We start from the raw sequence: 21,549 nt of genomic DNA, 5'->3' as shown, positions 1-21,549 counted from the left end.
GGGCGTTAAGGACTGCGGCACCGGGTCGCACGCTCGCGTCATCTCGCGCGTCATCTGAACGAAGCCACGAACCCACGCATACGCTCCCCTCTCCCGCCTGCGGGAGAGGGGAGCGTATGCGTAAGCCTGTGGCTTTATTCAGATGCGCGACCGTGCGATGCGCGTCAGTGGCGCGCCATCCCAGCCGCCGAATTCGCCGGCGGCGGCAGTGGCGGCGTGGCGCTGACCTTGGGGGCCGGCGCGACGAACTGCACGAAGACTTCCCCTTCCTTCACCATGCCCAGCTCATAGCGGGCACGTTCCTCGATCGCGCCGGTGCCGTCCTGCAAGTCGGCAACTTCGCCTTCGAGCTTGGCGTTGCGCAGCTTGAGCGTCTGGTTGCGGGTGCCCTGCTCGGTCAGTTGCCGGTTCAGGTCCCAGACGCGCAGCCAGCCGCCCTTGCCAAGCCAGAGGGGATACTGGATCGCAAGCAGCAGCACGAACAACAGCAGCGAGATCAGACGCATGAAGGGTTGCGGACAAGAAATTCCGCACAATGATCTGCGAACTCAGGCCGGAAGGCAATTGCCAGGCAGATTTCGATACAAAACGGCGGTGGCACGGAGGTAAATCCGTGCCACCGCCTTTCCACAGCCACTACGTCATGCCCGCGTGCGCGGGCATGACGGGCAAGATGTCAGCGCAGGTTGTAGAACGCACTCTTGCCCGGGTAGCTGGCGATATCGCCCAGGTCTTCCTCGATGCGCAGCAGCTGGTTGTACTTGGCGATGCGGTCCGAGCGCGACAGCGAGCCGGTCTTGATCTGGCCGGCGTTGGTGCCCACCGCGATATCGGCGATGGTGCTGTCTTCGGTTTCGCCCGAACGGTGCGAGATCACGGCGGTGTAGCCGGCGCGCTTGGCCATCTCGATGGCGGCAAACGTTTCGGTCAGCGTGCCGATCTGGTTGATCTTGATCAGGATCGAATTGCCGATGCCCTTCTCGATGCCTTCCTTCAGGATCTTGGTGTTGGTGACGAACAGGTCGTCGCCCACCAGCTGCACGCGCGTGCCCAGCTTCTCGGTCAGCGTCTTCCAGCCGTCCCAGTCGCCTTCGGCCATGCCGTCCTCGATCGACACGATCGGGAACTTGTCGCACAGGTTGGCCAGGTAGTCGGCAAACTGCGTCGACGACAGCTTCAGGCCTTCGCCCTCCAGCTGGTACACGCCCTCGCCTTCGTGGTAGAACTCGCTGGCGGCGCAGTCCAGCGCCAGCAGCACGTCTTCACCGGCGCGGTAGCCGGCCTTCTCGATGGCCTGCACGATGGTGTTCAGGCATTCCTCGTTGGACGAGAAGTTCGGGGCGAAGCCGCCCTCGTCGCCCACCGCGGTGGACATGCCCTTGTCGGCCAGGATCTTCTTCAGCGCGTGGAAGATCTCGGCGCCGCAACGCAGCGCTTCGCGGAAGCTGGTCTGCGACACCGGCATGACCATGAATTCCTGGATGTCCAGGCTGTTGTTGGCGTGCGCGCCACCGTTGACGATGTTCATCATCGGCACCGGCAGTTGCATCGCGCCCGAGCCGCCGAAGTAGCGGTACAGCGGCAGGCCGGCTTCTTCAGCGGCGGCCTTGGCCACGGCCATCGACACGGCCAGCATGGCGTTGGCGCCCAGGCGGCCCTTGTTCTCGGTGCCGTCGAGGTCGATCAGGGTGCGGTCCAGGAAGGCCTGCTCGGAGGCGTCCAGGCCCATGATGGCTTCGGAGATTTCGGTGTTGATGTGCTCGACGGCCTTCAGCACGCCCTTGCCCAGGTAGCGGCTCTTGTCGCCGTCACGCAGTTCGATGGCTTCGCGCGAACCGGTCGACGCGCCCGACGGCACTGCCGCACGGCCCATCACGCCGGATTCCAGCAGCACGTCGCATTCGACGGTGGGGTTGCCGCGCGAGTCGAGAACCTCGCGACCGATGATATCTACGATTGCACTCATGAATTCCTCTCTGACTGTTGATTCTTGATGCTGCTGATGACTTCAACCTGTGCGCGTGTCAGGCGCGTGTCACGCGCTAGTAATCCACCGGTAAGCGACCGGCAAACCTCAGCGGCCGGCAAGGCTCAGGCGGCGCCTTCGACCACGATCATGTTCATCTTCGCCGCGTGCTCGCGCGCCTTGCGGGCAGCGCGATACGCTTCGCCGTCGTGGAACGACCTGGCCGCTTCATAGCTGGGAAATTTCAGCACCACCACGCGCGTCGGCGCCCACTCGCCCTCCAGCGGCTCGGTCTTGCCGCCGCGTACCAGGACCTCGGCGCCATGGATCTGCATGGCCTTGCTCGAGAGCACCTTGTATTCCTCGTACTGCTGGGGGTCGGTCACGTCGACGTAGGCGATGATATAGCCCGCGGCCATGGAGAATCTCCCGATTTTTTGTACTGTCTTTCGATATGATTTGTCACCACCGGCATTGCGGTGGTGACAAAGCCGGGCCTGCTCAGGCGCAGGCCGGCCAGCCGAAGTTGTCTTCCAGGAAGCCGGCGCGCTTGACCAGCGTGTCCAGTTCATTGAGCACGCTCAGCAGTTCCTTCATGCGCGACAGCGGGACCGCGTTGGGGCCATCGGACATGGCCTTGTTCGGGTCCGGGTGCGTTTCCATGAAGAGGCCCGCCACGCCGGTGGCGACGGCGGCGCGCGACAGCACCGGCACGAACTCGCGCTGGCCGCCGGAGCTGGTGCCCTGGCCGCCGGGAAGCTGCACCGAGTGGGTGGCGTCGAACACCACCGGGGCCCCCGTCTCGCGCATGATCGCCAGCGAGCGCATGTCGGAGACCAGGTTGTTGTAGCCGAACGAGACGCCGCGCTCGCAGGCCATGAACATGTCATCGGGCAGGCCGGCTTCGCGCGCGGCGTCGCGGGCCTTGTCGATCACGTTCTTCATGTCGTGCGGCGCCAGGAACTGGCCCTTCTTGATATTCACCGGCTTGCCGCTCTGCGCGCAGGCACGGATGAAATCGGTCTGGCGGCACAGGAACGCCGGCGTCTGCAGCACGTCCACCACGGCGGCGACGGGCTTGATCTCGTCGATCTCGTGGATGTCGGTCAGCACCGGCACGCCGATCTCGCGCTTGACGGTCGCCAGGATCTCCAGGCCCTTCTCCATGCCCAGGCCGCGGAACGACTTGCCCGACGAGCGGTTGGCCTTGTCGAACGACGACTTGTAGATGAACGGGATGCCCAGTTCAGCGGTGATGGCCTTGAGCTCGCCGGCGGTATCCAGCGCCATCTGCTCGGACTCGATCACGCACGGACCGGCGATCAGGAAGAACGGCTGGTCGAGGCCAACCTCGAATCCACAGAGTTTCATGACTGTCTCTCCTGCTTGCGCCCGGGCTTACGCGCCCTTGCGCTGCTGGCTGGCGAGCGCGGCTTCGACATAGGCCTTGAACAGCGGATGGCCGTCGCGCGGCGTCGAGGTGAATTCCGGGTGGAACTGCACGCCGACGAACCACGGGTGCATCGACTCCGGCAGTTCCATCATTTCCGGCAGGTTCTCGGTCGGGGTGCGGGCCGAGATCACCATGCCGGCCTTTTCCAGCGTCGGCACGTAGTGGTTGTTGACCTCGTAGCGGTGACGGTGGCGTTCGTTGACCTCGGGGCCGTAGATGGCGGCTGCCTTGGTGCCTTCCTTGACCGGCACGCGCTGCGCGCCCAGGCGCATGGTGCCGCCCAGGTCGGAATCGGCCGAGCGCTGCTCGACCTTGCCTTCGCGGTCGACCCACTCCGTGATCAGCGCGACCACGGGGTGTTCGGTTTCCAGGTTGAACTCGGTCGAGTTGGCGTCGTTCATGCCAGCCAGGTGGCGGGCAAACTCGATCACGGCCAGCTGCATGCCCAGGCAGATGCCCAGGTACGGGATCTTGTTCTCGCGGGCGTACTGGATCGCGCGGATCTTGCCTTCCGTGCCACGCTTGCCGAAGCCGCCCGGCACCAGGATCGCGTCCAGCGGCGCCAGCACTTCGAGGTGACCCGATTCCAGTTCCTCGGAATCGATGTACTCGATATTGACGCGCGTGGCGGTGTGCATGCCGGCGTGGCGCAGCGCCTCGATCAGCGACTTGTACGACTCGGTCAGGTCGACATACTTGCCGACCATGCCGATGGTGATTTCGTGCTCGGGATTTTCCTGCGCGTTGACCAGCTTCTGCCACATCGACAGGTCGGCCGGGCGGGGATCCAGGCGCAGTTCCTCGCAGATCAGGCGGTCCAGGCCCTGCTCGTTGAGCATCTGCGGGATCTTGTAGATGCTGTCCGCGTCCCACACCGAGATCACGGCGTCTTGCGGGATATTGGCGAACAGCGAGATCTTGGCGCGCTCGTCGTCCGGGATCGGGCGGTCGGCGCGGCACAGCAGCGCGGTCGGCGAGATGCCGATTTCCCGCAGCTTCTGCACCGAGTGCTGGGTCGGCTTGGTCTTCAGCTCGCCGGCGCTGGCAATGAACGGCACCAGCGTCAGGTGCACGAAGGCGCAGTGGTTGCGGCCCATGCGCAGGCTCATCTGGCGCGCGGCTTCCAGGAACGGCAGCGATTCGATATCACCCACGGTGCCGCCGATTTCCACCAGCGCCACATCGGCCTTGCCGTCGTGCGACGCGGCCGCGCCCTTTTCGACGAAGGCCTGGATCTCGTTGGTAATATGCGGGATCACCTGCACGGTCTTGCCCAGGTATTCGCCGCGGCGCTCCTTGCGGATCACCGATTCGTAGATCTGGCCGGTGGTGAAGTTGTTCGACTTGCGCATCTTGGCCGAGACGAAACGCTCGTAGTGGCCGAGATCCAGGTCGGTTTCCGCACCGTCTTCCGTGACAAACACCTCGCCATGCTGGAAAGGGCTCATCGTGCCGGGATCGACGTTGATGTAGGGATCGAGCTTGAGGAGGGTGACTTTGAGGCCGCGCGACTCAAGAATGGCCGCGAGCGAGGCAGCAGCGATGCCCTTGCCGAGAGAAGAGACGACGCCACCGGTGACGAAGACGAATTTGGTCATAAACCGAGCTTGCCGGGGAAATCGGGATTATACATGAGACCCCGGTGCCCGCCGACCCGGAAATTGTGACAGCGCCCTCGTCAGAGGGGCTGCGTGGGGGCCTTTCCCCGGCCGCTTCTCAGACGCTTCCCACGCGTTTCCCACGCCGCTGCGGCGCATGCGCCGCACCGTGGAATCAGCGCCCGTCGCGGCGCATCGCGCCGATCAGGTCGCGCACCAGCGCCGCGGTTTCCTGCGGCCGCTCCATCGGGTACAGGTGGCCGCCTTCGATAAAACGCAGGTTGGGGCCCACCAGCTTGCGCGTGGCTCCCAGCCCAGCCTGGCGCACCTCGCGCGAGCGCGTGCCGGCGACGAAGCCCACCGGCACCGGCGCGCCGCGCGCCACCTTGCGCCCCAGGCTGGTCGGCAGCGTGCGGTAGATCCAGTATTCGACCTCGCGGCTAAAGCGCAGCCGGCGCTCGTTATCCTTGCCGGTCGGCTCGGTGCCGTGGATCGCGTAGTCGCGCAGCACCTCTTCGTCCCACACGGCGAAATTGGGCTTGGCGCGGAAGTGCTCCCACACCGCCCCGGCATCGGGCCAGTGAGTGCGCCGGTTTTTGGTCACAGCGGCAGGGCCAGGTTTCTCATCGATGCCGAGCACTTGCGCGGTCTTCAGCAGGGATGCGCGCCAGCCCGCGATGATCGGCGAATCCAGCATCACCACGCCGCGCACCCACTCGGGGCGGCGCAGCGCCGCCATCAGCGACAGGAAACCGCCCAGCGAATGGCCCACCAGCCACACCGGCTCGCGGTACTGGCGCCCGACTTCGTCCAGCAGCTCCTCGACCAGGTGCGGCCAGCCGCGCGTGACCGGGAATTGCGGCCGGTGGCCGTAGCGGTCTACCGCGCGGAATTCGAAATGGCCGTCCAGCTCGGCAAACAGCTTGCGGTAAGTGGTCACCGGAAAGCCGTTGGCATGGGAAAAATGGATGATCTCGCGCATGGTCTCCTCTGCCACCGTTTTTTTTAGTTTTATTCCGGCGTACGGGCCTGGTTGCGCCTGGCGCGCACCGGCTGTCCCCAGCGGTCAGCTTCACCGGCGCGGGCCAGCGAGAATTCGGCGGGCGCGCCCGGATCCCACTCCGGGTTGTGGATCTCGCCGAATACCTGGCGCAGGCGGTGGCCCCACGTGTCGCGGATCATGCGGAAGTAGGCGTTGCGCTCGTCGATATTGACGAAGCGCGTCACGCGCAGCGAATCGGCCTCATACACCAGCAAGTCCAGCGGCAGGCCCACCGAGATATTGGACTTGAGCGTCGAATCCATCGAGATCAACGCACATTTGGCCCCTTCCGCCAGCGGCAGCGACGGGTGTACCACGCGGTCGATGATGGGCTTGCCGTACTTGGCTTCGCCGATCTGGAAGTAGCAGTTCTCGGGCGTGGCCTCGACAAAATTGCCGGCCGCGTAGATGTTGAACAGCCGCACCCGCTCGCCGCGGATCTGGCCGCCGAAGACCAGGCTGACATTGAATTCGATGCCGGCATCGCGCAGCGCGTGCGCGTCGCGCTTGTGCACCTGGCGCACGGCTTCGCCGACGATGGAGGCGCCCTCGAACATATCGCGCGCGTTCCACAGCGAGCGTTTCTCGTCGTGGTTTTCGGCCAGGATCTGGCGCACCGACTGGCTGATGGCCAGGTTGCCGGCGGTCAGCAGCACCATCACACGGTCGCCGGGTTCTTCGAACACCGTCATCTTGCGTGCCGTCGAGATGGCGTCTACGCCGGCGTTGGTGCGGGAATCGGACAGGAATACCAGGCCGGCATCCAGCCGCATGGCTACACAATACGTCATGGTCTTGTTGTGTTGTTCTACGCGGCCGCTCTCAGGAGCCCGCGCGGGGGGCTTGCATTACCCCGGATTCTAGCGCTCGCGCCAAGTCACGGCGCCCCGTCTGGAAGCCGGCACCTAATTGGCGCACCGGCGCTTGAATCTTGTGCCGAAAGTGGCGCAATACTGACATTTACCTCAAGCGTTTCGCCCGAACCGCCTTCCAGGATGCCCCGGACCGGTGCGGCGGACTGGTAATCGCGCCCCACGGCGAGGCGCACATGGCGCTCGTCGGTGATGCAGCCGTGGGTCACGTCGATACTGCACCAGAGTTCGCGTCCGGCATCGAGGCAGACGTCGGCCCAGGCGTGGCTGGCCATCTCGGTAGCGGCCGGATCGTAGAAGTATCCGCTCACGTACCGGGCCGGGACACCCAGCGCGCGGCATGCCGCCACCATCACCTGCGCCTGGTCCTGGCACACGCCGCTGCCCAGGCTGAAGGCTTCGGCCGCGGAGGTGCCGACATCGGTGGTATTGGCCTTGTAGCGGACACGCTCGGCAATGCCCTGCGCCAGCGCCAGCAACGCCGGGATGTCATGCCCGGCACTCAGGAACGGCGCGGCGAATGACTGCATCTCGCGCGGCGCGGTGGTCAGCGGCGTGTCGCCGAGGAAGTACAGCGGCGATACCCGCGACTCGCCGGGCGGCGGCGCATCGATGAAGGCATGATGGCCGTCGCGGTCGCGCTCGCCGTGCGGCGGCAGCACTTCCACTTCGCCGGTGGCTTCGATGGCAATGGTGCTGGTCGGCCCCGCGACGGTGAAGTTGTGGACGATATTGCCAAAGCCGTCACGGGCCTCGGTCGGGCTGCCGGGGGTGTTCAGCTGCCAGCGGTGCACGATCTGCAGCGGTCCCGAGCGCGGCTCGAGCCGCAGCTCGTGCACGCTGCGGCGCACCGGCTCGGCATAGCGGTAAACAGTATGGTGGTGGATCTTGTATTTCACGGTATCAGGGCGCGGCGGCAGCAGCACATGGTTGCCGCCGGCTTGCCCATATCAGGCCGCCAGCAGCGGCACGAGGAAGTCCCGGCTGATGCCATTGCCGAGATCGCCGATGCGCTCCAGGAAGCTGGTCAGGTACGCATGCAGACCGACGGCAAAGATATCGTCGATACGCGCGTACTTCAGGTCGGCGTGGAGTTTACCAGCCTGGCGCTCGGTTTCCGCCGACTGCTGGTTGCGCACCGTACCGAGGATGGCCACCACCTCGTCCATGCTCGACACCAGCGAGCGTGGCATGTCGGGCCGCAGGATCAGCAGCTCGGCCACGCGCTGTGGCGTGATCACGGCGCGGTAGACCTTGCGGTAGACCTCGAAGCCCGACACCGAGCGCAGCACCGCCGCCCAGTGGTAGAAGTCGTTCTGGTCGCGGTTGGCGTCGCTGTCGTCGCCGGCCGAGGCCTGGAACTTGACGTCCAGTATGCGCGCAGTATTGTCGGCGCGCTCAAGGAAAGTGCCCAGCCGCATGAAATGGAAGGCATCGTCCTTGAGCATGGTGCCGAACTGCACCCCGCGCGCCAGGTGCGAGCGGAACTTGACCCACTCGAAAAAGCGCGACGGGTCGTCCTTCAGCACGCCGTCGGCGATCAGGCGCTGCACTTCCAGCCAGGTGGTGTTGACGGTCTCCCAGACCTCGGTGGTCAGCGAGCCGCGCACCGCGCGCGCATTCTCGCGCGCCGCGCGCAGGCAGGCCATGATCGACGACGCGTTGGTCATGTCGCGCACCATGAAATCGATCACATCGTCGCGCGACAGCAGCCCGTACTTGTGGTCGAAGGCGTGGGTCAGCTCGGAGATATCGAGCATGGCCCACCAGCCCTGCTCGGCCACTTCGGCCGATTGCGGCAGCAGCGAGGTCTGGTAATTGACGTCGAGCATGCGGGCGGTGTTCTCCGCGCGCTCGGTGTAGCGGGCCATCCAGAACAGGTGGTCGGCGGTACGGCTCAGCATGTCGGCTCTCCTCGGACGGCGGTGGCGGCGGTCTTCATTGCGTGGATGGTTGTCGTCGTCATCGTTCCAGCACCCAGGTGTCCTTGGTGCCGCCCCCTTGCGAGGAGTTGACCACCAGCGAGCCTTCGCGCAGCGCCACGCGGGTCAGCCCGCCAGGCACCATGCGCACTTCCTTGCCCGACAGCACGAACGGGCGCAGGTCGATATGGCGCGGCGCGATGCCGGCCTCCACATAGGTGGGGCACGTCGACAGCGACAGCGTGGGCTGCGCGATGTACTGCTCCGGCCGCGACTTCACCACCTCGCGGAAGGCGTCGATCTCCGCGCGCGTGGCGGCCGGCCCCACCAGCATGCCGTAGCCGCCGGCGCCGTGGGTTTCCTTGACCACCAGCTCCTCCATATGGTCAAGCACGTACTGCAGGTCGTCAGAGCGCCGGCACATATAGGTCGGCACGTTGCTGAGGATCGCCTCTTCGCCCAGATAAAAGCGGATCATGTCCGGCACGTACGGGTAGATCGACTTGTCGTCGGCCACGCCGGTTCCGATGGCATTGCTGATGGTCACGTTGCCAGCGCGGTAGACCGACAACAGCCCCGCCGCGCCCAGCGCGGAATCGGGCCGGAACACCAGCGGGTCGAGGAAGTCGTCGTCCACGCGGCGGTAGATCACGTCGATGCGCTGCGGGCCCTGCGTGGTGCGCATGAAGAGATGATCGTCCTCGACGAACAGGTCGCTGCCTTCCACCAGCTCCACGCCCATCTGCTGCGCCAGGAAGGCATGCTCGAAATAGGCGGAGTTGTACATGCCGGGCGTCAGCACCACCACGGTGGGATCGGCGATCGCCTGCGGCGACACGCCGCGCAGCATGTCCAGCAGCAGGTCCGGGTAGTGCGCCACCGGCGCGACGCGGTTGCGCGCGAACAGGTCCGGGAACAACCGCATCATCATCTTGCGGTTCTCCAGCATGTACGACACGCCCGAAGGCACGCGCAGGTTGTCTTCCAGTACGTAGAACTCGCCCTCGCCGGCGCGCACCACGTCGATGCCGGCCACATGCGCATAGATATCGCGCGGCACGTCGACGCCAAGCATCTCGGGCCGGTACTGGGCGTTGTTGTAGATCTGGTCGGGCGGGATCACGCCGGCGCGGATGATGTCCTGGCCGTGGTAGATATCGTGGATAAAGCGGTTCAGCGCCGCCACGCGCTGGCGCAGGCCTTTTTCCAGCAGCGCCCATTCGCTGGCCGGGAAGATGCGCGGGATCACGTCGAACGGGATAGTCCGCTCGGTGCCGCTGTTGGCTTCGTCCTTGTCGCCGTAGACGGCAAAGGTAATGCCCACGCGCCGGAAGATCAGGTCTGCCTCGCCGCGCTTGTTGCCCATGGTGCTTTCGGACTGCCGCGCCAGCCAGTCCGCGAAATGGCGGTAGTGTTGGCGCACTGCGCCGTCGGGCAACGCTTGCCCCGCCTGGATGACCGTGGGCGCGCCGTCTGCGCGCCAGTCCAGCATCTCGTCGAAATACCGCCCCGCCATGATGGCCGTTCCTCCATGTAGCGGGCTGCCGGTGGCTGCCACTTCCTCGCTGCTACCGGCGCCCTGGTTTTGCCCTGGCTGTCCTGCCCCAAGCCCGCCGCGCGCTGGCCCGCTTGAGGCTGGCGCGGCGATGCTGTCGAGTCACTGGCCCTTTCAGCATACTTGTGCCGGCAAAAGCCGCAAGCTGGCGGACACTGGCCGGCACGGAAAGTGAGCTAGCAAGATGTCTGCCAGCGCACGTAAAAACGGCCGCCATGGGGTGGTGGCGGCCAAGGGTGCGGAAGAGCGCTGGATCGGAGCCGCTATCCCCGGTTTGCTCCGCTCTCCCGCAAGCGGGAGAGCGGAGCAAACCGGCAGCACCCAGGCTGTGTCGGCAGCCGCAGCCGCCAACGGTGAGCGACAGTTTGAAGCCTGAAGGAGGTGGGTGTATCAGCGCCCCGCGCCGGCGCCCTGCGACGCCGTGGCCTGCAGAATCGTGTCGACCAGCACCTCGGGCGACTGCCGGATGTCGAGCACCAACGCGTCGCTCGGCTCTTCCAGCGTATCGAACTGGCTTTGCAGCAGGTCCGGGTTGAAGAAGTGCTCGGTGCGCGCCGACAAACGTTGGCCGATCAGTGACGCATCCCCCTTCATGAAGACGAAGGTCACGCCGCCATCGGGGGGCATCAGGCGCTCGCGGTACGCCTGGCGCAAGGCCGAGCAGGTGAACACGTGTGTGCGGCCTTCGGCCCGCGCCGTGTCGATGGCGGCGCGCATGGCGGCCAGCCAGGGCCAGCGGTCTTCGTCTGTCAGCGGGGTGCCCGCGTTCATCTTGGCCTTGTTGGCTTCGCTGTGGAATTCGTCGGCGTCATGGAAGCCGCAGCCCAGGCGCTGCGCCAGCATCTGGCCGACCGTGGTCTTGCCGCTGCCGGAAACGCCCATCAGGATATAAATCATGGTCTGCTCCGTCGGTCTTGGTATCGGATGGTGTGGCCATCCTTGTCTGTCCTTGCCGGTCTTGGTCCAGCTTAGTCCAGCTCGACGCCTTTGCGGCGGCGCAAAGGCGTCCCGGGGGCGCTGCCGCCCCGCGGGGAAATTCAGGGGAATCCGGCTTCTGGCCGGGCTATTGTGCGGCCGGTTGCGCCGCCGGGGCATCCGCCTCGGACAGGTCTAATGCGCTGCCGCCCTCTTCCGCGATGCGGGCATGGCGCCGGAACAGGCCGAACAGGCCCCGTCCCAGGCTGAATTGCGCGAACTCGTCGGCCGGCGCGGCGGCCAGCGCGCGCGCCGCGAACCCGGCTTCATCGCCGAGCCATTGCAGCGTGCCGGCGACGGCGTCAACGCGGATGCGGTCGCCGTCGCGCACGCGCGCCAGCGGGCCGCCGGCCAGCGCTTCCGGGCCAACGTGGATCACCGCCGGCACCTTGCCCGACGCGCCCGACATACGGCCGTCAGTCACCAGCGCCACCTTGTGGCCGGCATCCTGCAGCGCGCCCAGCACCGGCGTCAGGCGGTGCAGCTCGGGCATGCCGTTGGCGTTCGGGCCCTGGAAGCGGACCACCGCAACCAGGTCGCCGGTCAGCTCGCCGGCTTCGAAGGCGGCCTGCAGCCCTTCCTGCGAATCGAACACGCGCACCGGCGCCTCGACCACGCGGTGCTCGGGCGCGACCGCCGACACCTTGATCACGCCGCGGCCCAGGTTGCCCTGCATCAGCCGCAACCCGCCCTCGGGCGAGAACGGCGCCGCCGCGCTGGCCACCACTTGCTCGTCGCCGCTTTGGGTGGCGCCTTCGCGCCAGCGCAGCACGCCGTCCGTCATCACCGGCTCCTGCGTGTAACGCGCCAGCCCGGGGCCGGCGACGGTCTGCACGTCCTCATGCAGCAGCCCGGCCTGCAGCAGCTCGCGGATCACCAGGCCGGCGCCGCCGGCGGCGTGGAAGTGGTTCACATCGGCCGAGCCGTTGGGATACACGCGCGCCAGCAGCGGCGTGATGCGCGAGAGCCGGTCAAAATCGTTCCAGTCGATCACGATCCCCGCGGCGCGCGCCATCGCCACCAGGTGGATGGTGTGGTTGGTCGAGCCGCCGGTAGCCAGCAGGCCGACCATTGCGTTGGCGACCGCGCGTTCGTCGACGATGCGGGCCAGTGGCAGGTACTGGTCGCCACGCGCGCGCAGTGCGATGGCGCGCTGCGCCGCGGCGGCGGTCAGCGCATCGCGCAGGCCGCTGTCCGGGTGCACGAAGGCCGCGCCCGGCAGGTGCAGGCCCATGATTTCCATCAGGAACTGGTTGCTGTTGGCGGTGCCGTAGAAGGTGCAGGTGCCGGCGCCGTGATAGGCCTGGCATTCGGCCTCGAGCAGCGCGTCGCGGCCGACCTGGCCGGTCGCATAGAGCTGGCGCACGCGCGCCTTTTCCTTGTTGGACAGGCCGCTGGCCATCGGGCCGGCCGGCACGAACACCACCGGCAGGTGGCCGAACTGCAGCGCGCCCATCAAGAGGCCCGGCACGATCTTGTCGCACACCCCCAGCATCAGCGCCGCATCGAAGGTGTTGTGCGACAGCGCCACCGCGGTGGCCATCGCGATCGCGTCGCGCGAAAACAGCGACAGCTCCATGCCCGGGTTGCCTTGCGTGATGCCGTCGCACATCGCCGGCACGCCGCCCGCCACCTGGGCCACCGCGCCGACCGCGCGCGCGGCTTCGCGGATGACGCCCGGGTAGCGCTCGTACGGCTGGTGCGCCGACAGCATGTCGTTGTACGCGGTGACGACGCCAAGGTTGGGCGCATGGTCGACGCGCAGCTTGAGCTTGTCGTTGGCCGGCAGCGCGGCAAAGCCGTGCGCCAGGTTGGCGCAGGACATGCCGCGCAGCGGCCCTAGTTCGGCCTGTGCGCGTTCGCAACGGGCAAGGTAGGCGGCACGGCTGGCGCGGCTGCGCGCAACGATGCGTTCGGTAACGGCCAGAAGCTCGGCATGGACGGCAGTGGGCATGGCGGAGACGTTCCTTGTTGGCTTGGCGACAGCGCAGGAGGGTGCCATCGCATGTAGATTTTCTACATTATTACCGATCGAGAGCGAGACGTCGACAGGACCATGCGTCACAATGACGCCGATTTCCCTCGATACGGGCATACATCGGGCCGACCCTGACTGCGTTCTGGCCCGTTTTGGGGCATGATGCCGCGCCAATCGTTGTAGAATATCTACATCTTTTCCAACCACCCTCCCCAGCCACGCCGCCATGCGCGACCGAATCCTTGCCGTCTACGACACGCTCCGCCCCTCCGAACGCCGCCTCGCGGACTATGTCGCCCGGCACGGCGCCGCCGTGATCCGCCTGTCGATGCCCGAGCTGGCCGAGCGCGCCGGGGTGTCGCAGCCGACCATCGCGCGCTTCTGCGCGGCGCTCGGCTATGACGGCTTCCGCGAGTTCAAGCTGCAGTTCGCGCAGAACGTCGGCGGCGGCACGCCCTTCGTGCACCAGGACGTCGAGGCCGACGACCGCCCCGCCGATATCGCCGGCAAGGTCTTCGACCGCACCATCGCCACGCTGATGAGCGTGCGCAATGCGCTGTCGGCCGACCAGATCGAGCACGGCATCCAGCTGCTCGCCAGCGCGCGGCGCATCGAGTTCTACGGCTGCGGCAATTCCGGCATCGTCGCGCTGGATATCCAGCACAAGTTCTTCCGCCTGGGCATGCCGACCGTGGCGTACTCCGACCCGCATGTATTCAGCATGTCGGCGGCGCTGCTCGGCCCCGGCGACGTGGCCGTGCTGGTGTCCAACAGCGGCCGCACCTGGGACATGCTGACCGCCGCCACGCTGGCGCGCAGCAGCGGCGCGAGCGTGCTGGCGATCACCCACAGCGGCTCGCCGCTGGCGCGGCTGGCCGACGTCTGCGTGTTCTCTGACGTCGAAGAAGACAGCGAGGTCTATACGCCGATGACTTCGCGTATCAGCCATCTGGTGCTGGGCGACGTGCTTGCCGCCGGCGTGGCACTGGAACGTGCCGACACCGTTGCCGCCGGCCTGCAGCGCGCCAAGGCGCATCTGCGCGAACGGCGTATCGCGGGCGCCGAGCCGGCACGGGCGGTGCCCCCCGCCAGGACCCGTGCAAAGCCCGCGACGCCGCCCGCGGATGGCCCGGAAGGCCGGGATGGCCAGGGTGGCCCGGGTGGCCCGTTAGAACCGGCACCTGCCGGCGCACAGCCGCGCAAGCGCGGCACGGCGCAGCCCGCCACCCGCTCGCGCCGCCGCAAGGCCGGCTGAACGGCTAGTGTCCTGTCCCGCAAATAAACTCGATATGAAATCGCCCAGTTGCCCGCCATGCGTCGTTGCTCGTCGTTGCCATCGCTACGGCTATGGCGACTCCTCGCGCCTAGCCTGACGAGCAACCGGACGATTTCATTTATCAAGCTATTTACGGGACAGGACACTAGCGCGGCGCCGGCGGCCGCGCGCGCCAGTAGCGCGGCTCGGCCTGCCGGAATATCGACAGCGCATAGCCAGCCGGCGAAGTCGTCATGGTGACGGCGCCGGTGTCGTCGGTGCGGTAGCGCAGAACGCCGGCACGGCCGTAGCGCTCCCACACGTCGGCTTGCGGGTGGCGGTAGCGGTTGGCATAGCCGAGCTGGAACACCGCCGCGTCTGGCCGCACCGCTTCCAGCCAAGCCGCGCCCGACGACGTGCCGCTGCCGTGATGCGCCACCACCAGCACGTCGGCACGCAATGCCGCGGCGTCCTCGCGCCCGATCAGGGCGCGTTCTTCCGCCAGCCCGATGTCGCCACTCAGCAGCAAGCTGTGCCGCGCGGTGTCCACGCGCAGCACGCAACTGCGCGCATTGCTGGCGACCGCGGCCTGTTGCGTGTGGCCGGCGAGCGGATGCAGCACCGCGAAGCGCACGCCATCCCATCGCCATTGCTGGCCTGCCGCGCACGGCGCCCAGTCGTCGCGCTCCGGCCCAAGCAGCGCGTGCCCTGCGGGCGCCCCGGTGCTGCGCGCGGCCACCTGCACGGCTGCCGACACGTCCGCCACGCCGCCGGCATGGTCGGCGTCCTCATGGCTGATCATCAGGAGATCGAGCCGCCCGATACCCGCGCCGCGCAACAGCGGCACCACCACCTGCGCGCCGGCGCTCGATCCCGAGCCATAGCCCGGCCCGGCGTCGTACAACAGCGCATGCGAGCGCGTCTGCACCAGCACCGCGGTGCCCTGCCCCACGTCCAGCATCACCGCCCGGAACTCGCCCTGCGCCACCGGAGGACCGCGCGCCAGCGCCATCGGCAGCATCAGCAGTCCGCCGTGCAGGCGCATGCGTGCCGTCACGACCGGCGCCACCAGCAATGCCACACCGATCGCCGCCAGCATCAGCGGCACGAATCCGGCGCTGGCTGCTTCCCACATCGCCCATGGCAGCACCGACAGCCACGCCAGCACCGTGGCCAGCCATTCCATGGCCTGGTGTGCCACGACCAGCACCGGCGCGGCCAGTGCCAATGGCAGTGCCGCGGCAAGCAAGGACAGCGGCGTCACCAGCAGGCTGACGACCGGGATCGCCACCGCATTGGCGAGCGGCGATACCACCGACACCTGCCCGAACAGCAGCAGCGTCAGGGGCACCAGTCCGATGGTCACCGCCCATTGCGTACGCGCCGCGGCGGTTAAGGTCGCCCGCAGCTTTTGCCAACATCCCTCCGGTGCCGCCTGGCGACCGGGACGCGCAGCGAAGAAGATCACCGCCACCACGCCGAAGGAGAGCCAGAAGCCCGGCGACATCACCGCCCACGGGTCCAGCAACAATGCGACCAGTGCCGCCCACGCCAGCACTACCGATGCGGGCGGCGCACGCGCACCCCACACTGCGAATGCCGCCACGCACAGCATCGACACGGTACGCAGCGCCGGGATCTGCATGCCGGCCAGCAGCCCGTACATCAACGCAGCGGCTACCGCCGCTGCCAGCGCAGCCTGACGGGCCGGCAGCCACAGCGGCAACGGCCGGCGCAGCCGGCGCCCGAAGCCGAACGAATGGCGCCACAGCAGCGCCGCAGCCGACGCCGCCATGCCGGCGATCATGGTGATATGCAGCCCTGAAATTGCCACCAGGTGGCTGATGCCCGTGCGCCGGAACAGCGTCCAGTCGTCCGCCTCGATGCCGCGCTGGTCGCCGATCACCAGCGCAATCAGCACCGCGCCGAAGCGCGCATCCGGCGGCAACGCCGCGCGCAGGTGGTCGCGCACGGCGGCGCGCCACGCTTCGATGCGCCAGGCGAGGCGTTCGCCGGCGGCATCCTGAGGCGGCCCTTGTGCGCGCCGCACATAGCCGGTGGCGCCATAACCTTGCGCCAGCAGCCAATAGGCATAGTCGAAGCCAAAGGGATTGGCGAGCCCGCGCGGGCGCCGCAGGCGTACGGTCAGCATGAAACGCTGGCCGGGACGAAGGTCGGGCGGGGCGCCGCGCCAGTTGACGATTACGCGGCCGGGCAGCCTGATGTCGGCTTCGGCGTGTTCGATGGTGAAGGGGAAGCGCGTGCCGCCGGCGGACTCTGAAGGAAGACCGGACACCACGCCGCGCACGTCGAGATCGCGGGATTCCAGTGTCGCCGGGAGCCAGTCGCGCAGGCGCAATTCGGCGCGCCAGCCCGCCCAGCAGAACGCGGTGGCAAACGCCACGCCGGCGAGCGTCAGGCTGCGTAGGGCAACATGCAGCCGCCAGCCGCGCCGGACCATGCCGATGGCGAGCAGTGCCAGCACGAGTGCAGTCGCCAGCCAGGCATGCCGCGGCGGCAGCGTTGCCTGCTGCTGCAGCGCCCAGCATCCTGCGACGAAGGCCAGTACGAACCTGCGCACCACCACTCTCCTGTGTGTTTCGCACAGTGAGGGTTGTACCGCCGCGGCTCGGCCGGAAGCTTGTCAGGCTGTCAGGAGGACGTGAAGTTGTGTGACTGGCATCGATGAGTGGGATGTGGTGAGGTACTGCCAGCGCCCGCCCTCACCCCCGCCCCTCCCCCGCAGGCGTCGCAGGCAGGAGAGGGGCGCAAACCGTAGCAATGCGAGCCGCACGCGGTGAACTTCACCCCACCCGCGGCGCCATACTCCCGGCAAACGCCCCCAACCGCGGCAACGCCTCCACCGCGTTGCGCCAAGTCGCCTGCGCCAGCGTCATTGCGTCGATGCCGCGCAGTTCGCCCATCACGCGCGCCACGCCGGCGACCTCGGCCGGCGTATTCCTCGCCTTGTGCTGCTCGCCGAACTGGTCGTCCGACAGCCACGCCGGCGCAATATCGGGCGCATCGGTTTCCAGCACCAGCGCCTCCAGCGGCAGTTCGGCCGCCAGCCGCCGGATCTGCCGCGCGCGGCTGAAGGTCACGTTGCCGCCGAAGCCCAGCTTCATCCCCTGCTCGACAAAACGGCGCGCCTGCTCGTTGCTGCCGTTGAACGCATGCGCAATGCCGCGCTTCACGCCCAGCTTGCGCAACTGCGCGCCGACCTGGTCCTGCGACTTGCGCACGTGCAGCAGCACCGGCAGGTCGAACTCGCGCGCGATCTTGAGCTGTTCGGCATAGAGCCAGGTCTGGTGCTCGGCATCGAGGCCCGCCACGAAGAAATCCAACCCGATCTCGCCGATGCCGACAAAGCGCGGATCGTCCATGCCGGCCGCCACTTCGCGCCGCAGCGTGTCGAGGTCGGACTGGCCGGCGCCCCGCGAGCACAGCGGATGGATGCCGAGCGCATAGACGCAACGAGTATCCCGCCGCGCCAGCGCGCGCACGGCCTCGAAGTTCCACACCGCTACTGCCGGCACCACGATGCCGCGCACACCGGCGGCCTCGGCCGCGTCGGCCACCTGCTGGCGGTCAGCGTCGAACTCGCTGGCGTCGAGGTGGCAATGCGTGTCGATCCACATGGGCCGTCCGGCTCAGCGTTCCTGGTGCAGGTGCCCGTCGCGCAGCCGCAGCACGCGGTCGCAACGCCCGGCCAGGTCGAGGTCGTGGGTGACGATGATGAAGCTGGTGCCGAGCGTGCGCGACAGTTCCAGCATCAGGTCGTACACGCCGCCCGCAGTGTGGTCGTCCAGATTGCCGGTGGGCTCGTCGGCCAGCACGCAGGCGGGCTGCCCCACCAGTGCCCGGGCGATCGCCACGCGCTGCCGTTCGCCGCCGGACAGCTCGCCGGGACGGTGCTTGGCGCGGCCGCCGAGGCCGACGCGCTCCAGCATCGCCTGCGCCGTACCGCGCGCGTCATGCTGTGTCAGGCCGCGGATGCGCATCGGCATCGCCACGTTGTCAAGCGCGGTGAACTCGGGCAACAGGTGGTGGAACTGGTAGACAAAGCCCAGCGAACGGTTGCGCACCACGTTGCGCTCGCGCTCGCGCAGCGCGGTGAAGGGCTTGCCGAGCAGCGCGACCCGGCCGGAATCCGGATTGTCGAGCCCGCCCAGCACATGCAGCAGCGTGCTCTTGCCAGAGCCGGACGCGCCGACGATGGCGACCTTCTCGCCCGCCTCGACGCGCACGTCGACGCCGCGCAACACGTCCACATCGAGCTCGCCCTGGCGGAAGCGCTTGGTCAGGCCTTCGGCCACCAGCACCGTCGAGCCCGTACGCGGCTGCCCCGCCGCGGGCGTCGGGGTATCGGCATGCAACACGGCCTCACTCATAGCGCAGCGCCTCCGCCGGGTTGACGCGGGCGGCTCGCCAGCTTGGATAGAGCGTGGCCAGCGTGGCCAGCACGAAAGAGATGATGCCGATGGTGGCGATGTCGTTCACGCGGGGATCCGAGGGCAGTTCGCTGATGAAATAGATATCGCGCGGCAGGAACTGCACCTGCAGCACGCGCTCGATAAAGGGCACGATCACGTCGATATTGGTGGCAATCAGCGTGCCGCCGGCCACGCCCAGCACGGTACCGATAAAGCCGATGGCAACGCCTTGCACGATAAAGATTTTCATGATCGAGCGCGGCTGCGCCCCCATGGTGCGCAGGATGGCGATATCGGCCTGCTTGTCGGTGACGGTCATCACCAGCGTCGACACCAGGTTGAACGCGGCCACCGCGATGATCAGCGTCAGGATGATGAACATCATGCGCTTCTCGGTCTGCACCGCGGCGAACCAGTTGCGGTTCTGCTTGGACCAGTCGCGCAGGTAGAGCTCGCCCGAGAGCGTGCCGGCGAGCTGCTGGGCCACCTGCGGCGCGCGCTGCATGTCTTCCAGCTTCAGCCGCACGCCGGTGGGGCCGCTCAGGCGGAACAGGGTCTCGGCGTCGTGCATGTTGACCAGCGCCAGTGCGCTGTCGAATTCGAAGTGGCCCGACGAGAAGATGCCGGTCACGGTGAACTGCTTGAGCCGCGGCAGCACGCCCGCCGGGGTGATAGTGCCCTGCGGCGCCAGCAGCGTGACCTTGTCGCCGACCTGCACGCCCATGGCGTTGGCCAGCTCGTTGCCCAGCGCGATGCCGAACTCGCCCGGCGCCAGCGCGTTCATGCTGCCGGCCTTGAACTGGTTGCCGATGTCCGAGACCTTGGGCTCCTGCGACGGCTCCACGCCGCGCAGCAGCACGCCGCGCACGGCGTCGTCGCGGGTCAGCATGGCCTGTGCCGCCACGTAGGGGGCGGCGCCGACCACCTCCTTGTTCTGCATTGCCTCGGCCGCGGTCTGCTGCCAGTCGGGCAGCGCCGACGGGCCGATCACTTCAATATGCGCCAGCACCGACAGCATGCGGTCGCGCACTTCCTTCTGGAACCCGTTCATCACCGACAGCACCACGATCAGCGCGGCCACGCCGAGCGCGATCCCCAGCATCGAGATCATCGAGATGAACGATATGAAGGTGTTGCGGCTGGCGCGCTTGCTTGCGCGGGTATATCGCCAGCCGATCTGCCACTCGTAGGGAAATTTCAAGAGGATTCCTGTTGTTTCTGGAAAGCGCCGGCAGCCCCCGAAAGGGACGCTGGCGGCACGCATGCGGGCCGTCGGGTGCGCCCGCTGCCGCTCGCGGGACTGGCGCCGGCCAGCCGGGAGTTTACAATCTCGCCACCATGATGACGCACCTGACCCTGATTGTGCCCTTTTCCGTCCCGCCGGGCGCCGGCGACGACGGCCGGGACGATGTCGTACCGGGCGCGCTGCTGCGGCAATTGGAGCTGCCAGCGCTCGGAAAGTTGCTGACCCGGGCCGAGCCGGGCCCGCGCGAGCGGCACGACGATCCCTTCCTGCGCAGTTTGCCGCAGGAACGCTGGCTTTCCGGCAAGACGGGTCTGGACGCGGCCCGGGTGCCGCTGGCGCCCTATATGCGGCTGGCCGACAGTGGCGCCACCGGCCCGGCCTTGCCCGATGGCCAGGCCTGCGCCTGCCTGCAGCCGGTGCATATCCATGCCGCCCGCGACCACCTGGTGCTGATGCCGCCGGCGCAGCTCAGGATCCGGCCTGAGGAAGCCGCGGCGCTGCACGCCGCCGTCGACGGGCTGCTGCAGGAGTCCGGCATCGCGCTGGAAACCCCGTGCCCGTCGCGCTGGTACCTGCCCGAAGCCGTGTTCGGCCCGCTGGAGGCGACCACGCCGCTGCGCGCCGCCGGCCGCAATATCGATATCTGGATGCAGGCCGGCGCGCGCGCGCGCGACTGGCGCCGCATCCAGAACGAGATCCAGATGACCTGGTACGACCATCCGGTCAACCAGGCACGCGAGGCCGCCGGCGAGCCCACCATCAACTCGGTCTGGCTGTACGGCGGCGGCACGCTGCAGCCGGTGCCGCGGCTGGCCGACACGGTGCTGAGCGGCGACCCGTTCCTCAGCGGCCTGGCGCTGGCCGGGGGCAGCCGGGTGCTGCCGGTGCCGGCGGGCCTGGTGGGCACGGCCGGCCTGGAGGGTTCGGTGCTGGCGATGCTCGACCACGTCACCGAGGCGCATCTCTTCGAGGACTGGGGCCTGTGGCTGGACCAGATGCATGCACTGGATGCCGACTGGTTCGGCCCGGCGCTGGAGGCGCTTGCCGCCGGCCAGATCGGCGCGGTGACGCTGGTGCTGGGCGGCGAGAATCACTTCGCCGAGTTCACCGTGCGGCGCGCCGACCTGCGCAAGTTCTGGCGGGGCATGGGCGCGCGCGGCGACTGGCGGGCGCTGCTGTCCGACCTTGCCTTTGCCGCCTGACCGGCGCCCGACCGCCACCTGACCGCCACCTGACCGCCACCTGACCGCCACC

18 protein-coding genes are annotated in these 21,549 nt (G+C 67.7%); 2 read left to right on the top strand and 16 right to left on the bottom strand.

All coding sequences use genetic code 11. From position 1 onward, the window contains the following. Positions 1 to 164: 164 nt before the first annotated feature. The 12 genes from ftsB to edd all read right to left on the bottom strand — a co-directional run bounded on the left by ftsB (position 165) and on the right by edd (position 13,337). On the bottom strand, positions 165 to 506 hold the full coding sequence (gene ftsB, locus AB1I47_RS30530) for a cell division protein FtsB (protein ID WP_354687409.1): 342 nt from the start codon (positions 504 to 506) through the stop codon (positions 165 to 167). A 170-nt stretch (positions 507 to 676) separates the two neighbouring features. Next, entirely contained in the window at positions 677 to 1,966 is a 1,290-nt protein-coding gene (gene eno / locus AB1I47_RS30525) for a phosphopyruvate hydratase (protein ID WP_354687408.1), read from the bottom strand. Positions 1,967 to 2,091: 125 nt separating this feature from the next. After that, positions 2,092 to 2,385 (bottom strand): DUF1330 domain-containing protein, encoded by a 294-nt coding sequence (locus AB1I47_RS30520; RefSeq protein WP_010808997.1) that lies wholly within the window; start codon positions 2,383 to 2,385, stop codon positions 2,092 to 2,094. Positions 2,386 to 2,467: 82 nt separating this feature from the next. Further along, positions 2,468 to 3,337, bottom strand: a complete 870-nt coding sequence (gene kdsA / locus AB1I47_RS30515) for a 3-deoxy-8-phosphooctulonate synthase (RefSeq protein WP_354687407.1) — start codon at positions 3,335 to 3,337, stop codon at positions 2,468 to 2,470. Positions 3,338 to 3,364: 27 nt separating this feature from the next. Further along, entirely contained in the window at positions 3,365 to 5,017 is a 1,653-nt protein-coding gene (locus AB1I47_RS30510) for a CTP synthase (RefSeq protein ID WP_354687406.1), read from the bottom strand. A 175-nt stretch (positions 5,018 to 5,192) separates the two neighbouring features. After that, on the bottom strand, positions 5,193 to 5,999 hold the full coding sequence (locus AB1I47_RS30505) for an alpha/beta fold hydrolase (protein WP_354687405.1): 807 nt from the start codon (positions 5,997 to 5,999) through the stop codon (positions 5,193 to 5,195). Positions 6,000 to 6,028: 29 nt separating this feature from the next. Continuing rightward, positions 6,029 to 6,850 (bottom strand): proteasome-type protease, encoded by an 822-nt coding sequence (locus tag AB1I47_RS30500; RefSeq protein WP_354687404.1) that lies wholly within the window; start codon positions 6,848 to 6,850, stop codon positions 6,029 to 6,031. 86 nt (positions 6,851 to 6,936) lie between these two features. Further along, positions 6,937 to 7,830: a transglutaminase family protein gene (locus tag AB1I47_RS30495; protein ID WP_354687403.1), complete on the bottom strand. Its 894-nt coding sequence runs from the start codon at positions 7,828 to 7,830 to the stop codon at positions 6,937 to 6,939. A 51-nt stretch (positions 7,831 to 7,881) separates the two neighbouring features. Further along, entirely contained in the window at positions 7,882 to 8,835 is a 954-nt protein-coding gene (locus tag AB1I47_RS30490; RefSeq protein ID WP_354687402.1) for an alpha-E domain-containing protein, read from the bottom strand. A 58-nt stretch (positions 8,836 to 8,893) separates the two neighbouring features. Continuing rightward, positions 8,894 to 10,369 (bottom strand): circularly permuted type 2 ATP-grasp protein, encoded by a 1,476-nt coding sequence (locus tag AB1I47_RS30485; RefSeq protein WP_354687401.1) that lies wholly within the window; start codon positions 10,367 to 10,369, stop codon positions 8,894 to 8,896. A 429-nt stretch (positions 10,370 to 10,798) separates the two neighbouring features. Then, a complete protein-coding gene (locus tag AB1I47_RS30480) occupies positions 10,799 to 11,305 on the bottom strand; it encodes a gluconokinase (RefSeq protein WP_354687400.1) in 507 nt (168 codons plus the stop codon). Positions 11,306 to 11,471: 166 nt separating this feature from the next. After that, complete coding sequence (gene edd, locus AB1I47_RS30475; RefSeq protein ID WP_354687399.1) at positions 11,472 to 13,337, bottom strand: phosphogluconate dehydratase; 1,866 nt, start codon at positions 13,335 to 13,337, stop codon at positions 11,472 to 11,474. 250 nt (positions 13,338 to 13,587) lie between these two features. Here edd and AB1I47_RS30470 point away from each other — a divergent pair, with 250 nt between their 5' ends. Further along, the gene (locus AB1I47_RS30470) at positions 13,588 to 14,616 is read left to right on the top strand and encodes a MurR/RpiR family transcriptional regulator (protein WP_354687398.1); all 1,029 of its coding nucleotides are present in this window, start codon (positions 13,588 to 13,590) and stop codon (positions 14,614 to 14,616) included. 166 nt (positions 14,617 to 14,782) lie between these two features. Here the strand turns inward: AB1I47_RS30470 and AB1I47_RS30465 are convergent, their stop codons facing one another. The 4 genes from AB1I47_RS30465 to AB1I47_RS30450 all read right to left on the bottom strand — a co-directional run bounded on the left by AB1I47_RS30465 (position 14,783) and on the right by AB1I47_RS30450 (position 20,250). Next, the gene (locus AB1I47_RS30465) at positions 14,783 to 17,197 is read right to left on the bottom strand and encodes a DNA internalization-related competence protein ComEC/Rec2 (RefSeq protein ID WP_354687397.1); all 2,415 of its coding nucleotides are present in this window, start codon (positions 17,195 to 17,197) and stop codon (positions 14,783 to 14,785) included. Positions 17,198 to 17,420: 223 nt separating this feature from the next. Continuing rightward, positions 17,421 to 18,254 carry a TatD family hydrolase gene (locus tag AB1I47_RS30460; protein ID WP_354687396.1) on the bottom strand — a complete coding sequence of 278 codons (834 nt, stop codon included), beginning with the start codon at positions 18,252 to 18,254 and terminating at the stop codon, positions 17,421 to 17,423. A gap of 12 nt (positions 18,255 to 18,266) precedes the next feature. Continuing rightward, positions 18,267 to 19,007: a lipoprotein-releasing ABC transporter ATP-binding protein LolD gene (gene lolD, locus AB1I47_RS30455; protein WP_354687395.1), complete on the bottom strand. Its 741-nt coding sequence runs from the start codon at positions 19,005 to 19,007 to the stop codon at positions 18,267 to 18,269. Next, entirely contained in the window at positions 19,000 to 20,250 is a 1,251-nt protein-coding gene (locus AB1I47_RS30450) for a lipoprotein-releasing ABC transporter permease subunit (RefSeq protein WP_354687394.1), read from the bottom strand. The genes lolD and AB1I47_RS30450 overlap by 8 nt, the downstream gene beginning before the upstream one ends. 137 nt (positions 20,251 to 20,387) lie before the next feature. Between AB1I47_RS30450 and AB1I47_RS30445 the strand changes: the two genes are divergently transcribed. Next, the gene (locus AB1I47_RS30445; RefSeq protein ID WP_354687393.1) at positions 20,388 to 21,497 is read left to right on the top strand and encodes a hypothetical protein; all 1,110 of its coding nucleotides are present in this window, start codon (positions 20,388 to 20,390) and stop codon (positions 21,495 to 21,497) included. Positions 21,498 to 21,549 lie beyond the last annotated feature (52 nt).

Origin of the sequence: Cupriavidus necator (assembly GCF_040578825.1) — a bacterium.
Classification (GTDB): domain Bacteria; phylum Pseudomonadota; class Gammaproteobacteria; order Burkholderiales; family Burkholderiaceae; genus Cupriavidus; species Cupriavidus necator_E.
The sequence above is the reverse complement of the archived record's forward strand: the minus strand, read 5'-3'. Positions and strand labels throughout refer to the sequence as shown.